Here is a 13,964-nt window from a genome sequence, read left to right as displayed (position 1 = left end):
TGCCACGATGGTCGGGTGACCGCCGACGCCATCGCTTCCGAGTTCGCCCAGTACGTCACCGAGTCCCCGACCGCGTTCCACGCGGCGGCAGCGGCACGGGACCGACTCGTCGCGGCCGGGTTCACGGAGCTGTCCGAACTCGACGCCTGGCCGACCGCGCCCGGCGCGTACGTCGTCGTCCGGGACGGTGCGGTGATCGCCTGGCGTCTGCCGACCGGGGCGACGGCGACGACACCGTTCCGGATCCTCGGTGCCCACACCGACTCGCCGACCTTCCGGGTGAAGCCGAACCCCGCGGTGCGGACGCTCGGCTGGGAGCAGCTGAACGTGGAGGTCTACGGCGGCGCCCTGCTCTCGACGTGGTTCGACCGCGACCTCCGGATCGCCGGCCGGGTCGTCGACGCCGACGGCAGCATCCGGCTCGTGTCCACCGGCGCAGTCGCCCGGATCCCGAACCTCGCGATCCACCTCGACCGCGGGGTGAACGACGGCAAGGAGATCGACCGTCAGCGGCACACCATCCCGATCGTCGGCGTGGGCGGCGACGTCGGCGGGACCGACGTCCTCGGCTGGCTGCGCGACCAGGTCGGCGACGAGGCCGTGTCGTGGGACCTCTTCCTCGCGGACACCCAGGCGCCGGCCCGGATCGGTCTCGCGGGCGAGTTCCTGGCGTCCGGACGGATGGACAACCTCACGAGCGTGCACGCCGGAATCCGAGGCGTCGTCGAGGCGCCGTCCGACGGGGACCACATCCCGGTGTTCGCGGCCTTCGACCACGAGGAGATCGGCTCCTCGACCCCCTCGGGTGCGGGCGGGCCGTTCCTGGAGGACGTCCTCGGGCGCGTGCAGGAGGGCCTCGGCGCCACCCGCTCCGACGCTGCTCGGGCGTTCCGGGCCTCGTGGCTGCTGTCGAGCGACGCTGGGCACCTCGTGCACCCGAACCAGCCGGAGAAGCACGACCCGACGAACCGCCCGCGGCCGGGAGGCGGTCCCCTGCTCAAGATCAGCGCGAACCAGCGCTACATGACCGAGGCGAAGGGCGAAGCGGTGTTCTCGGCGGCGTGCGACCAGGCGGGCGTCGAGTACCAGCCGTTCGTGAACGTCAACACGATCGCCGGCGGCTCGACCATCGGCCCGATCGCGGCGACGCGTCTCGGCATCCCGACGATCGACATCGGGGTGGGGCTGCTGTCGATGCACTCGGTCCGCGAACTCGTGCACGTCGACGACCTCGCGGCCCTGCACGGCGCCGTCGCGGCCTTCTTGGCGGGGTAGTCGGCAGCACCACCCGGTTCGACGCGCTCAGGCGCCGCCGCTGGACCGCAGCACGGCGTCGACCAAGCGGGGGTCCTGCAGGACGACGACGAGGAACGCCGTGACGCTGACGGCCGTCGACACGACGCCACCGAGCAGCGGGACCCAGAACGTCCACCGGCGTGCCCGCAGGCGACGGATCGACCACCACAGGGTCAGTGCGAAGAGCACCACGCTCGCGACGGCTCCGACGATCGCGGCGCCGGTGAGCACCGACGGGTCCGAGAACGTCGTGTAGCGCTGCTCGAACGTCTGCCGGACCGCCGAGGCCACCTGTCCGACCGACAGTGACTGCAGGACCGACCAGAGGCCGAGCACGAGGAGCCCGACGGTCATCCCGAAATCGAGGGGCGAGGCGCCGAACCGGCTCGACGGGGCGGTGGTGACGCCTCCGGCGCGCGCCGGACGGGAGCCTGTCTGACCGGGTCGCGCCGGTGTCCCGGCGGTCTCGCGGGCCGCCTGCTCCCGGAGCGCCCGGGACTCGGCCTCGCGCTCGACGCGCTCCTGCTCGGCGAGCACCGGGTTCACCCAGCCCTCGGGCGCGTACTCGCCGTACTGCGGTGCCGGCGTGCCGCGGACGCGACCCGCTGCCGGGGCGGCGGCCGACGTCGCGGGGCCGAGCCGCGCCTCCCGGCCGTCGTCGGCGCGACCGTGTCCCGGGTCGTGCACTGGGGCCTCGGACCAGTCGCCGCTCATGCGCGCCGCCCGCCGAGCGCCCGGGTGGGCTGGCCGGACGCATCGGTCCGGAGTTCCTTCGGGAGCGAGAACATGAGGTCCTCGTGGGCAGTGACCACCTCTTCGACGGCGCCGTACCCGGCGTCGGCGAGCTGCTCGAGGACCTCGGTCACGAGTTCCTCGGGCACGGACGCGCCGCTGGTGACGCCCACGGTCCGGACCCCGTCGAGCCACTCCTGCCGGATCTCCTCGGCGTAGTCGATGCGGTGCGCGGCCGCGGCGCCGTGCTCGAGGGCGACCTCGACCAGGCGGACGCTGTTCGACGAGTTCGCCGACCCGACCACGATGACGAGGTCGGCTGCGGGAGCGACCTTCTTGATCGCGACCTGACGGTTCTGCGTGGCGTAGCAGATGTCGTCGGAGGGCGGGTCCTGGATGGTGGGGAACTTCTCGCGGAGCAGCCGGACGGTCTCCATCGTCTCGTCGACGCTCAGCGTGGTCTGCGACAGCCAGACGAGGTTGTCCGGGTCGGGGACCTGCAGGGCCGCGACGTCGTCCGGACCGTTCACCAGGATCGTGCGGTCGGGCGCGTGACCCATCGTGCCCTCGACCTCCTCGTGACCGGCGTGACCGATGAGGATGATCGTACGGTCGGCCTTCGCGAAGCGCGTGGCCTCGCGGTGCACCTTCGTGACGAGGGGGCAGGTCGCGTCGATGGCGTGCAGGTCGCGCTCGGCTGCACCGGCGACGACGGCCGGTGCGACGCCGTGCGCGCTGAACACGACGTGGGATCCGCGGGGCACCTCGGCGACGTCGTCGACGAAGACCGCACCGCGCTGCTCCAGGGTCGACACCACGTGGACGTTGTGCACGATCTGCTTCCGCACGTAGACCGGCTCGCCGTACTGCTCGAGCGCCTGCTCCACGGCCACGACCGCACGGTCGACGCCCGCGCAGTACCCGCGCGGGGCGGCGAGCAACACCTTCTTGGTGCCGGCGACCGGCTCGTCCCGCAGTCGACCGCGCGCCGCGTGCACCCGCGGCGGGGCGAGGGGGACCGTGTGGCCGTTGGTGATCGTCACGTCCCCGATGATAGGTGAGCGGGACCCGCACGACCTGGGCACGGACCGGCCTGTGGAGAACGTCCCCGCGGCGCGGTGCGACCGGTCGTGTCACCGGTCTGCGGCAGCATGGGTGTCCCGCGTTCGGAAGGAGCGAGATGGCGATCGAACAGGGCCCGCCGACGGCCGACAACCCCTGGCCCGTCGCGCTCCTCGGCGCCAAGGTCCGCGACTGGATCGACCGGCTCGGCACCGCCTGGGTCGAGGGCGAGATCACGCAGTGGAACGTCGCGGGCGGCAACGTCTACGGCAAGCTCAAGGACGTCGAGGTCGACGCCACCGTGTCCTTCTCGATTTGGTCGAGCGTGCGCTCCCGGGTGCCCGCCGACCTCAAGCAGGGCGACCGCGTCGTCGCCGCCGTCAAGCCGAACTACTGGGTCAAGGGCGGTTCGCTCACGATGCAGATCGTCGAGATGAAGCACGTCGGGCTCGGCGACCTCCTCGAACGGCTCGAACGGCTCCGGCGGACCCTGGCGGCCGAGGGGCTGTTCGACCCGTCGCGCAAGAAGCGCCTGCCGTTCCTCCCCCACCGCATCGGGCTGATCACGGGCAAGGACTCCGACGCCGAGAAGGACGTCAAGCGGAACGCGCAACTCCGCTGGCCGCAGGTCGAGTTCCGCACCGTGCACACCGCGGTGCAGGGCGAACGCACGGTGGGCGAGGTCACCGCCGCGATCCGCGAGCTCGACGCCGACCCGACCGTCGACGTCATCGTCATCGCGCGCGGTGGCGGCGACTTCCAGAACCTGCTCGGCTTCAGCGACGAAGGGCTCGTCCGCGCAGCGGCAGCGGCGAACACCCCGATCGTCTCCGCGATCGGGCACGAAGCCGACCGCCCGATCCTCGACGAGGTCGCGGACCTCCGCGCCTCGACCCCGACCGACGCGGCGAAACGGGTCGTCCCCGACGTCGCCGAGGAGCTCGCGAACGTCCGGCAGGCCCGTGCCCGGCTGGGCCTGCGGCTCTCGCACACCCTCTCGGTCGAGGCCGACCGTCTCGCCGCGCTGCGCTCCCGGCCGGCGCTCGCCTCGACGGCGTGGCTCGTCGACACCCGTGCGGAAGAGGTCGCGCGGGACCTCTCCCGCGCGCGGGAGCTGGTCGACCGCCGACTCGAGCGGTCCCACGCGGACGTCGGCCACCTCACGGCCAGGCTCCGTGCGCTGTCGCCGCGCGACACCCTGCGGCGCGGCTACGCGATCGTCCAGACCGCGGACGGCGGGGTCGTCCGCGCCTCGGAGGACCTCGACGGCGCCACACCCGTGCACGTGACGCTCGGCGCCGGGACCGCCACCGGCACGCTCGCGCCCGACGGGCCGGGTCCGGACGGCGCGGTCTGAGTCCCGGCCAGGAGGCCCGTCCCGCGTCAGCTCCTCGGGTCCGGTCCTGCACGGGGCCGGCTCGGTCGCCGTCCCTCCACAGACGCCGGGCGGACGACGCCGGGTCGGTGGGCGCTCGGTAGGATCGTGGTGTGTCATCCCAGCAGGAACCCGAGCAGGTCGTCGACGTCGCCACGCTGAGCTACGAAGCGGCCCGCGACGAACTCGTGCGCGTCGTCGCCGAGCTCGAGCAGGGATCCGCGACCCTCGAGCGTTCGCTCGGGCTCTGGGAACGCGGCGAGGCGCTGGCTGCGCGGTGCGAAGAGTGGCTCGTGGGCGCACGGGCCCGGCTCGACGCCGCCCGTGCCGCTTCCGACGAGCGCGGCTCGGCCACGGACGGGGGTGGTGCCCGATGACGGACGCCGACGGACGCCCGATCGTCGCCGAGCTCGGCCGCGCGGAGACCCCGGAGGAGACCTGGGCCCGCAAGGACGCCGCTCGAACCGCCCGACGTCAGCACCAGACCGCCTTCAACCTCGTCATCGCGATGATCGCCTCGCTCGGCATCGTCCTGTTCCTCGTCGCCGTCGTCGTCCGACCGGACTCCCAGGTCGTCGACCGCGCGGTCGACTACCGGCAGGTGGCGCAGGACGCCGACGTCCCCGGCGTGACGCTCGCGGCGCCGACGCTGCCGAAGGGCTTCTCGGCCAACCGCGCCGACTACAGCGACAAGGCAGCCGACGGCGTCGACGTCTGGACGGTGGGCTTCCTCACGCCCGACCAGCAGTTCATCGGACTGCAGCAGGGCGTGTCGGCGAACGACACCTGGGTCGCGAACCAGCTCGAGGAGAAGCCGGCGACCGGGTCCGTGACGATCGCGGGCACGAAGTGGACCGTGTACGACCGACGTGACGAGGGCAAGGGCGCCGGCAACGACGCCTACGCCCTGGTCCGGACCGCGGGCAAGTACACGTTCGTGCTCGCCGGCACCGCTGACGACGCATCGTTCCGGACGCTCGCGACCGCGGTGTCGCAGCAGTTCCCGGACAGCTGACCGACCCGGCCACCACCGCTTCCCGAACCGATCCGACCGCCGCCCACGAGGAGCCCCATGCCCGACCGCGCCGCCTCCACCCCGTCCGACGCCCTCCGACTGCTCGTCGAGGGCAACGCCCGGTTCGCCGCCGACAAGCGCCGCACCGGCCGGATCGACCCCGACCGCCGATCGGAGCTCGCCGGGTCCCAGGCGCCGTTCGCGACCGTCCTCGGCTGCTCGGACTCGCGGGTGCCCTTCGAGCACGTGTTCGACGCGGGCATCGGCGACCTCTTCGCCATCCGCAACGCGGGCCAGATCGTCGACGATGTCGTGCTCGGCTCCATCGAGTTCGCGGTCGTCGCGCTCGGGACCCCGCTCGTGGTGGTCCTCCGGCACACGAAGTGCGGCGCCGTGGCAGCGGCCCGGTCGGGCGAGCCGGTCCCGGCCCCGCACCTGCAGACCCTCGTCGACGCGATCGCCCCGAGCGTCGAGAAGGTCCGCACCGCCGACGCCGAGCTGCCGCAGGAGTCGATCGGTGCCGCGCACCTCGAAGCCAGCCTCGCCCAGATCCTCGAACGATCCGGCGCCGTGTCCGACGGCGTCGCCGAGGGTAGGTTGGCGGTCGTCGGGGCGACCTACGACCTGGCCACCGGCGAGGTCTCGGTCGACACCGTCGTCGGCCAGGCCTGACGCGGCCCGGACGGCCGGCCAGCCGTCCCGGCCGCACGACCGGAACGGCCCGGCCACACGAGCGGGGCAGTCCGGCCGCACGACCGGGACGTCCCGGCCCGTGACCACCGAACCGGCCCCGCCCCCGCACCACCGGCACGACGGTGACCGACCGTCACGACCGGCGCGGCGGACCACCTCCGCCGCAGCACCCACCGACGCGACCGCGCCGGAGCACACCGAGGAAGGACCACGACGACGTGACCGACACCACCCAGACCGCAGCGACGACCGATGACGGGTTCCGCATCGAGCACGACACCATGGGCGAGGTCCGGGTGCCGAAGTCGGCGCTCTACCGCGCCCAGACCCAGCGGGCCGTCGAGAACTTCCCGATCTCCGGCAGCGGCCTCGAGCCCTCGCAGATCGTCGCCCTCGCCCGGGTGAAGCGTGCGGCGGCGATCGTGAACGCTGCCCGCGGGATCATCGACGAGCCCGTGGCCGACGCGATCGTCTCCGCCGCGGACCGGATCATCGCGGGTGAGCACCACGACCAGTTCCCCGTCGACGTGTACCAGACCGGCAGCGGCACCTCCTCGAACATGAACATGAACGAGGTCCTCGCGACGCTGGCCTCGGACGTCGCCGGCACGGCAGTGCACCCGAACGACCACGTGAACGCGTCGCAGTCGTCGAACGACGTCTTCCCGACCTCCGTGCACGTCGCCGTCACCGAGGCCCTGATCCGCACGCTCGTCCCGGCCCTCGAGCACCTCGCGGAGGCGTTCGAGCGCAAGGCGACGCTGTGGGCCGATGCCGTGAAGTCCGGCCGGACGCACCTCATGGACGCCACCCCGGTGACCCTCGGCCAGGAGTTCGGCGGCTACGCGCGGCAGATCCGACTCGGGGTCGAGCGCGTGAACGCCACGCTCCCCCGCGTCGCGGAGGTGCCCCTCGGGGGGACCGCCGTCGGCACCGGCATCAACACCCCGAAGGGCTTCCCGCAGGAGGTCATCGCGCAGCTCGCCGAGGACACCGGGCTGCCCATCACCGAGGCGCTCGACCACTTCGAGGCCCAGGGCGCCCGTGACGCCCTGGTCGAGGCGTCCGGCGCGCTCAAGGTCATCGCGGTGAGCCTGACGAAGATCAACAACGACCTCCGGTGGATGGGGTCCGGGCCGAACACCGGGCTCGGCGAGCTGCACATCCCCGACCTCCAGCCGGGCTCGTCGATCATGCCCGGCAAGGTCAACCCGGTCATCCCCGAGGCCACCCTCATGGTCGCGGCGCGGGTCATCGGCAACGACGCCACCGTCGCGTGGGCCGGCGCCTCCGGTGCGTTCGAGCTGAACGTCGCCATCCCCGTCATGGGCACCGCGCTGCTCGAGTCGATCCGCCTGCTGGCGAACAGCTCGCGCGTGCTGGCCGACAAGACGGTCGACGGGCTCGAGGCGAACCTCGACCGCGCCCGCGCCTTCGCGGAGTCGTCCCCGTCGATCGTCACGCCGCTCAACCGTGTCATCGGGTACGAGGCGGCCGCCAAGGTCGCGAAGTACGCCGTCGCGGAGGGCATCACCGTCCGCGAGGCCGTCGTCGCCCTCGGCTACGTCGAGCGGGGCGAGGTCACCGAGGAGCAGCTCGACAGCGCGCTCGACGTGCTCTCGATGACGCACCCGAGCTGACGCGCAGCGCGCGACGCGACCGACAGACGGACGGGAGGCGCGGTGCCAGCTGGCACCGCGCCTCCCGTCCGTCGCGCGGTGGCGATCTTCCGGCGCGGGTCGCCGCCGCACAACCGAAGTCACCCCGAACCGCGCGATCACGCAGTTCGAGGTGACTTCGGTTGTGCCGAGCGCAGCCGGCCGCCGCCCAGCGGCGCGGCCGCCCAGCGGCGCGGCCGCCCGCCGCGCAGCCGCCCGCCGCCCGCCGCCCGCCGCGCTGCGCTACACGAGGTCCGGCGAGTCGAGCATCTCCGTCACGAGCGCCGCGATCGCCGACCGCTCCGAGCGCGTCAGCGTCACGTGCGCGAACAGCGGGTGCCCCTTGAGCCGCTCGATCACCGAGGCGATCCCGTCGTGCCGCCCGACCCGCAGGTTGTCCCGCTGCGCCACGTCGTGCGTGAGGACGACCCGCGAGTTCTGCCCGATGCGCGAGAGCATGGTGAGCAGGACGTTCCGCTCGAGCGACTGCGCCTCGTCGACGATCACGAACGCATCGTGGAGGGAGCGACCGCGGATGTGGGTGAGCGGGAGCACCTCGAGCATCCCCCGCTCGACGACCTCGTCGAGCACGTTGTCGGACACCACCGAACCGAGGGTGTCGTACACCGCCTGCGCCCACGGGTTCATCTTCTCGGCCGCGTCGCCCGGCAGGTAGCCGAGCTCCTGCCCGCCGACCGCGTAGAGCGGGCGGAAGACCATGATCTTCTTGTGCTGCTGCCGTTCGAGGACCGCCTCGAGGCCGGCGCAGAGCGCGAGGGCCGACTTGCCGGTGCCGGCCGCACCACCGAGCGACACGATGCCGATCTCCGGGTCGAGCAGTGCGTCGATCGCGAGCCGCTGCTCGGCGGACCGTCCGCGGAGCCCGAAGACCTCGCGGTCCCCGCGCACCAGCGCCACCGAGCCGGCGGTGTGCACCCTCCCCAGGCCCGACCCGCGCTCGGAGTGGATGACCACCCCGGTGTTGACCGGCACGTAGACGAGTGCTGCCGAGCGGATCTCCTCGTGCTCGTAGAGGTCGGCCATCTGCTCGCCGGACACCTGCAGGTCGGTGAGGCCCGTGTAGCCGCTGTCGACCGCGAGTTCGGCGCGGTACTCCTCGGCAGCCATGCCGATCGAGGACGCCTTGACGCGCAGTGGGAGGTCCTTCGACACGACGACCACGTCGAGCCCGTCGTTCGCGAGGTTCATCGCGACCGCGAGGATCCGCGAGTCGTTGTCGCCGAGCTGCAGCCCGGACGGGAGGACCGCCTGGTTGGAGTGGTTCAGCTCGACCCGGAGGGAGCCGCCGTCGCCGATCGCGATCGGGAAGTCGAGGCGTTCGTGCTCGACCCGCAGGTCGTCGAGGATCCGGAGCGCCTGCCGTGCGAAGTACCCGATCTCCGGGTCGTTCCGCTTCGACTCCAGCTCGCTGACGACGACCACGGGCAGGACGACCGCGTGCTCGGCGAAGCGGAACAGCGCCCGCGGATCGCTGAGGAGCACCGAGGTGTCGAGCACGTACGTGCGCTGGGCGACCGGTGTGGACGAGTCCGCGGAGTGCTGCTGCTGTGTTCCGCGAGAGACGTTCTGAGAGGTCACGACCACTCCATCCCCGGGCCGCGAAGGACCCGGTCCTTGTCCTCGACGCGGCCTCTGGAGCGGGTCTCGAAGCACCTGCTGCGGCCGCTTCGATCGGGCGCGGTGCCCGATGCGGTCAACCTACGACTGCCGTCGGCGGCGCGGGATCGCGACACGCGGCCTGTCCGGTTACGGTCGCGTGAACGCAGCCTGAGCGTCGCGCGTCGCGCCCGACGCATGTGGCACCGGCCTGGAGGCACGGTGCGGGCCCGCCCCGCGCCTCCTGTCCGGCGGTGCGCCGCCGAGTCTCGCGCCCGCGGGGCCGAGTCTCGTGCCCGCGGGGCCGAGTCTCGCGCCCGCGGGGCCGAGTCGCGCGCCCGCGGGGCCGAGTCTCGTGGTGGGCGACAGTTCTCGTGCCCCGGAGCGCGAGAACCGTCGCCCAGCGCGAGTCTCGGGCAGGCGCGCGGCCGCGGCGCGGCGCGGCCTACGGCATCGTCGCGTAGGACAGGCAGGCGTCGCGGAACATGTCGAGCGTCTCGTCGGTCGTCGACGCGAACGGCGACACCCGGGCGGTCCCGGACCGCGTCGTCACGGTGACACCGTGGTTGTGCATCGCCGCCGACAGTGCGGTCAGCCGACCCTGCGGCGGCCGCAGCACCACGATGCCGGCACGCTCGCGGGGGTCGCGGCTGGACTCCACGACCAGGCCGAACTCGTCCGCGATGTCGAAGACCCGCTCGACCCGGTCCGAGACGCGCTCTTGCACGGCCCGGACGCCGACGGACGCGAGCCGCTCGAGCGACACCGCCAACCGAGCCTGCGCGACCGGGTCGATCCGCGTCGACCGGAACCCGGCGGCGCCCGGGCGCACCGACGGCACCTCGTCCGGCCAGCCGGCGGTCCCCGCGGGGCCGGACAGTGCCGGGCGGAGGCGGTTCAGCGCCCGGTCGCTGAACGCCACGAAGCCGGTGCCCCAGCCGGCGTGCAGCCACTTCTGCCCGCCCGTGGCGACGACGTCCGCGACCTCGTACGGGGCGTCCACGACGCCGAAGCCCTGGATCGCGTCGACGATGAGCAGGCGGTCGCCGATGACCTCGCGGATGCCGGCGAGGTCGACGAGGTAGCCGGTGCGCCAGTCCACGAGCGAGACCGCGACCGCCGTGACGTCGTCGGTGAGGCGTTCGGCGATCAGCGTGGGCGTGGTCCACCCGGCGCCGGACTCGATCACCACGGGCTGGACGCGGCCGCCGGTCGACGACGCCGCCGAGGCGAGGGCGAGCGGCATCGACGGGTAGTCGTCCGCGGACACGAGCACCCCACCGGTCAGCCCGAACGCGGTGTGCACGAGCCCCGGGGTGGTGGCGGTCTGCGAGACGACCTGGTCGTCGCGACGTCCGACGAGCCGGGCGGCCACGGTGCGCACACGGGCGTCCTGCTCGTCGAGCGTCTCCATCGCGCCGAAGCGCATGTGCTCCTGGATCGTCCCGAGCACCCGCTGCTCCTCGAGCACGGCGGTCTGGACGGGGCCGAACGCGGCGTGGTCGAGGTAGCCGGGCTCCTCGGCGAAGCCCGCGGCGTACTCGTCGGTGTTCACAGGTGCAACCTTCCGTGGAACGAAAAACCCTGTGAGTCTACTGGGACGGTCGCGACGGGACCGAACCCGATCCGTTGCGCGCAACGAGGCCGGCGCCGCGCGCAGCGGCGGACACGGCTGCCCTGCTACGGACCGGCGCCGGACGATCAGCCGCCGAACCGCCGCGACCGCAGACCGAAGTCGCGCACGGCGCGGAGGAAGTCGACCTCGCGGAGGTCCGGGTAGAACGCCTCCACGAAGTAGAACTCGCTGTGCGCGCTCTGCCAGAGCATGAAGTCCGAGAGCCGTTGCTCGCCCGAGGTCCGGATGACGAGGTCCGGATCGGGCTGCCCCTGCGTGTAGAGGTGGTCGCCGATGAGCTCGGGCGTGAGGACCTCGGCCAGGGTGTCGAGCGTCCCGCCGCCCTCGCCGTGGGCCCGCACGATGCTGCGCATGGCGTCGGCGATCTCCCGACGTCCTCCGTACCCGACGGCGAGGTTCACGTGCAGCCCGGTGTGGTCAGCGGTGCGCTGCTCGGCGGCCGCCAGCGCGTCCACGAGCGACGCGGGGAGCCCCTCGTTCGACCCGACGTGCTGCACCCGCCAGTCCCGGTGGTCGGCGAGCACCCCGGCGAGCTCGGCGATGATCCCGACGAGTTCGTCGAGCTCCTGTCCGCCGCGGCCGGTGAGGTTGTCGGAGGAAAGCAGGTAGAGCGTCACGACCTCGATGCCGAGCTCGTCGCACCAGTCGAGGAACTCGGGGATCTTCGCGGCGCCGGCCCGGTGTCCGTGGGCCGCGGTCTCGAGGCCGAGCTGCTTCGCCCACCGACGGTTGCCGTCGACGATCATGGCGACGTGCTTCGGCATCGACGCACCGTCGATCTGTTTCCGGATGCGACGCTGGTAGGCGCGGTAGAGGATGCCCCGTCCCGTCGGTCCCACCCTGCTCGCCACGGGACGACTGTAGTGCACCACGCCTGCGGACCCGCAGGACGCGAGCGTGTTCGGCGGACGTTCGGACTGGGGCCCTACTGTCGCCCCATGCAGGCCACGAACGACACCGGGACCCTCCCGCACGTCCCCTTCACCGAAGAGGCGTCGACCGCGACCGAACCTCCTCGCCCTGCCTGGCGCGGCTGGATCCACCTCGGCACGTTCCCGTTCGCGATCGCGATGGGCGTCGTGCTCGTGTGCCTGGCGGCCTCACCGGCGGCGAAGGCCGGCAGCGCGGTGTTCATGGCGAGCTCGCTGCTCATGTTCGGCGTCTCGGCGACGTACCACCGGTTCCCGTGGGGGCCGACGGTGAAGAAGATCCTCAAGCGGATCGACCACACGAACATCCTGCTGCTCATCGCGGGCACCTACACGCCCATCGCGATCTGCGCCCTGCCGCACACGCTCATGGACGTGGTGCTCTGGGTGATGTGGTCGGGTGCCGCGCTCGGTATCGCGTTCCGCGTCCTCTGGATCGGAGCACCGCGGTGGCTCTACGTGCCGATCTACCTCGTGCTGGGGTGCGCGGCGCTCGGCCTGCTCCCCCAGTTCTTCGCGGCGAGCATCCCGATGACCGTCCTCATCCTGTCGGGCGGTGTGGCGTACATCCTCGGCGCGCTGGTCTACGCCTTCAAGCGCCCGAACCCGTCGCCGACGATCTTCGGGTTCCACGAGGTCTTCCACGCCTTCACGGTCGTCGCGTTCGCGGCGCAGTGGGTGGGCGTGCTCATCGTGGCGCTCGACCCGGTGCGCTGAGCGCGACACCGCTGAGCGGGCCGCGCCCGGCCGCACGTCGGTCGCGGCTACCCGCGTTCCGTGTCGTCGCCGACGTCCGCACGGCCGTCCTCGGCGGCACGCCGCTCCGGCTCGTCGGTCGCGGCGCCTTCCGCACCCGCCTCGGCCTCGAGCCGCTCCCGGATCTCCGCCCGGTAGCGCGTCCGACGGATGCGCCGCGTCATGTCGATGACGAGCAGGATCGTCACGACCGCGACGACCGCGATCGCGATGAAGCCGGCGACGCCCGGGGTGACGTCGACGTCCGGGACGGTCGAGGTCGGGCTCGGGCTGGGGGTGGCGGCGGCGAGTGCCGCCCAGGTGGTGCTCACGCGGTGGTGTCCTCGTCTGCCGGGATCCCCGCGAAGAGGTCGGACTCCGGCGTCGACGTCGGCACGCGGGCCTCGACGAGCTGGTAGTCCTCGGTCGGCCACACCGTCGCGAGGAGGTCGTTCGGCCAGGAGAAGAAGAAACTATCCGGCGGCACCTGGCTCGCGTGCGCGTGGAGCGCGGCGTCACGGGCCTCGAAGTGGCCCCGGACGTCGACGTGCGTCGTCGCGAGGTCCGGCCGGTCGGCGAACCGCTCGACCCACTCGCGGAGCTGCTCGACGCCGGGGCTGTCCGGGTCGCGCTCGACCATCGCCTCGTAGATCGCGGTGAAGCGGCGCGGGTTCAGCGTGCGCTCGTAGTAGAGCTTCGCGATCGACCACGGCTCCCCCGCCTCGGGGTACTTCGTCGGGTCGGCGGCGTCGCGCCAGGCCTGCACGGAGACCTCGTGCGTCCGGATGTGGTCCGGGTGCGGGTAGCCGCCGTTCTCGTCGTACGTGACGAGCACGTGCGGCCGGAAACGCCGGACGACGCGGACGAGTGCCTCGGTGGAGAACTCGAGCGGCACCGTGGAGAAGGTGCCGGGACGGACGGTCTCGCCCTCCTCGGGCAGACCCGAGTCGTGGTAGCCGAGCCAGACGTGGTCGATCCCGAGTGCCTGCTGCGCCGCGGCCATCTCGGTCCGGCGGTACCCGGCCATGTCGCGGTGCGCCCGCGTGGTCGCCGGCTCGCCGAGCTGGTCGTTGAGGATGTCGCCGGCCTCGCCGCCCGTGCAGGACACGACGAGGACCTGGTGGCCCTCGGCCACGTACTTCGCCGCGGTCGCCGCGCCCTTGCTCGACTCGTCGTCGGGATGGGCGTGGACGGCGAGCAGACGGTACGGCACGGG

General features: G+C 72.6%; 14 protein-coding genes. 7 read left to right on the top strand and 7 right to left on the bottom strand.

Features of this window, described 5'->3' with window-relative positions:
- The first annotated feature begins 15 nt into the window (after nucleotides 1–15).
- Nucleotides 16–1,275, top strand: a complete 1,260-nt coding sequence (locus IEY20_RS07555) for a M18 family aminopeptidase (protein ID WP_188889030.1) — start codon at nucleotides 16–18, stop codon at nucleotides 1,273–1,275.
- 27 nt (nucleotides 1,276–1,302) lie between these two features.
- Here the strand turns inward: IEY20_RS07555 and IEY20_RS07550 are convergent, their stop codons facing one another.
- Nucleotides 1,303–2,010: a DUF6264 family protein gene (locus tag IEY20_RS07550; RefSeq protein WP_175328501.1), complete on the bottom strand. Its 708-nt coding sequence runs from the start codon at nucleotides 2,008–2,010 to the stop codon at nucleotides 1,303–1,305.
- The gene (locus IEY20_RS07545; protein ID WP_372379346.1) at nucleotides 2,007–3,071 is read right to left on the bottom strand and encodes a 4-hydroxy-3-methylbut-2-enyl diphosphate reductase; all 1,065 of its coding nucleotides are present in this window, start codon (nucleotides 3,069–3,071) and stop codon (nucleotides 2,007–2,009) included. The genes IEY20_RS07550 and IEY20_RS07545 overlap by 4 nt, the downstream gene beginning before the upstream one ends.
- 137 nt (nucleotides 3,072–3,208) lie before the next feature.
- Between IEY20_RS07545 and xseA the strand changes: the two genes are divergently transcribed.
- From xseA to IEY20_RS07520, 5 genes are all read left to right on the top strand, one after another.
- Complete coding sequence (gene xseA / locus IEY20_RS07540; RefSeq protein WP_175328500.1) at nucleotides 3,209–4,447, top strand: exodeoxyribonuclease VII large subunit; 1,239 nt, start codon at nucleotides 3,209–3,211, stop codon at nucleotides 4,445–4,447.
- 131 nt (nucleotides 4,448–4,578) lie between these two features.
- Nucleotides 4,579–4,842 carry an exodeoxyribonuclease VII small subunit gene (locus IEY20_RS07535; RefSeq protein WP_175328499.1) on the top strand — a complete coding sequence of 88 codons (264 nt, stop codon included), beginning with the start codon at nucleotides 4,579–4,581 and terminating at the stop codon, nucleotides 4,840–4,842.
- Nucleotides 4,839–5,480, top strand: a complete 642-nt coding sequence (locus IEY20_RS07530; protein WP_175328498.1) for a DUF4245 domain-containing protein — start codon at nucleotides 4,839–4,841, stop codon at nucleotides 5,478–5,480. The genes IEY20_RS07535 and IEY20_RS07530 overlap by 4 nt, the downstream gene beginning before the upstream one ends.
- 57 nt (nucleotides 5,481–5,537) lie before the next feature.
- Nucleotides 5,538–6,152: a carbonic anhydrase gene (locus IEY20_RS07525; protein WP_175328497.1), complete on the top strand. Its 615-nt coding sequence runs from the start codon at nucleotides 5,538–5,540 to the stop codon at nucleotides 6,150–6,152.
- Nucleotides 6,153–6,391: 239 nt separating this feature from the next.
- Complete coding sequence (locus IEY20_RS07520) at nucleotides 6,392–7,813, top strand: class II fumarate hydratase (protein WP_175328496.1); 1,422 nt, start codon at nucleotides 6,392–6,394, stop codon at nucleotides 7,811–7,813.
- Nucleotides 7,814–8,074: 261 nt separating this feature from the next.
- Here the strand turns inward: IEY20_RS07520 and phoH2 are convergent, their stop codons facing one another.
- The 3 genes from phoH2 to IEY20_RS07505 all read right to left on the bottom strand — a co-directional run bounded on the left by phoH2 (nucleotide 8,075) and on the right by IEY20_RS07505 (nucleotide 11,935).
- Nucleotides 8,075–9,430: an RNA 5'-3' helicase PhoH2 gene (gene phoH2 / locus IEY20_RS07515; protein WP_229727940.1), complete on the bottom strand. Its 1,356-nt coding sequence runs from the start codon at nucleotides 9,428–9,430 to the stop codon at nucleotides 8,075–8,077.
- A 463-nt stretch (nucleotides 9,431–9,893) separates the two neighbouring features.
- On the bottom strand, nucleotides 9,894–11,003 hold the full coding sequence (locus tag IEY20_RS07510) for an aminotransferase class V-fold PLP-dependent enzyme (RefSeq protein ID WP_175328494.1): 1,110 nt from the start codon (nucleotides 11,001–11,003) through the stop codon (nucleotides 9,894–9,896).
- A 146-nt stretch (nucleotides 11,004–11,149) separates the two neighbouring features.
- Nucleotides 11,150–11,935 carry an isoprenyl transferase gene (locus IEY20_RS07505; protein ID WP_031272331.1) on the bottom strand — a complete coding sequence of 262 codons (786 nt, stop codon included), beginning with the start codon at nucleotides 11,933–11,935 and terminating at the stop codon, nucleotides 11,150–11,152.
- Nucleotides 11,936–12,022: 87 nt separating this feature from the next.
- Here IEY20_RS07505 and trhA point away from each other — a divergent pair, with 87 nt between their 5' ends.
- The gene (gene trhA, locus IEY20_RS07500; protein WP_175328493.1) at nucleotides 12,023–12,730 is read left to right on the top strand and encodes a PAQR family membrane homeostasis protein TrhA; all 708 of its coding nucleotides are present in this window, start codon (nucleotides 12,023–12,025) and stop codon (nucleotides 12,728–12,730) included.
- A 47-nt stretch (nucleotides 12,731–12,777) separates the two neighbouring features.
- On the opposite strand, the gene IEY20_RS07495 is transcribed toward trhA, so the two are convergent.
- Nucleotides 12,778–13,080, bottom strand: coding sequence for a hypothetical protein (locus tag IEY20_RS07495; RefSeq protein WP_022902294.1), 303 nt, complete (start codon nucleotides 13,078–13,080; stop codon nucleotides 12,778–12,780).
- Nucleotides 13,077–13,961 carry a mycothiol conjugate amidase Mca gene (gene mca / locus IEY20_RS07490; protein WP_175328492.1) on the bottom strand — a complete coding sequence of 295 codons (885 nt, stop codon included), beginning with the start codon at nucleotides 13,959–13,961 and terminating at the stop codon, nucleotides 13,077–13,079. Before mca ends, IEY20_RS07495 begins: the two co-directional genes overlap by 4 nt.
- Nucleotides 13,962–13,964 lie beyond the last annotated feature (3 nt).

This window comes from Curtobacterium luteum (assembly GCF_014646995.1).
Lineage (GTDB): Bacteria > Actinomycetota > Actinomycetes > Actinomycetales > Microbacteriaceae > Curtobacterium > Curtobacterium luteum.
This window is presented reverse-complemented; position numbering and strand designations above follow the sequence as displayed.

What these genes read in the sequence shown, in the direction of transcription:
- IEY20_RS07530 (WP_175328498.1), top strand. Translation starts at nt 4,839, where the DNA reads ATGACGGACGCCGACGGACGCCCGATCGTCGCCGAGCTCGGCCGCGCG.
- IEY20_RS07525 (WP_175328497.1), top strand. Translation starts at nt 5,538, where the DNA reads ATGCCCGACCGCGCCGCCTCCACCCCGTCCGACGCCCTCCGACTGCTC.
- IEY20_RS07550 (WP_175328501.1), bottom strand. Translation starts at nt 2,010, where the DNA reads ATGAGCGGCGACTGGTCCGAGGCCCCAGTGCACGACCCGGGACACGGT.
- trhA (WP_175328493.1), top strand. Translation starts at nt 12,023, where the DNA reads ATGCAGGCCACGAACGACACCGGGACCCTCCCGCACGTCCCCTTCACC.
- xseA (WP_175328500.1), top strand. Translation starts at nt 3,209, where the DNA reads ATGGCGATCGAACAGGGCCCGCCGACGGCCGACAACCCCTGGCCCGTC.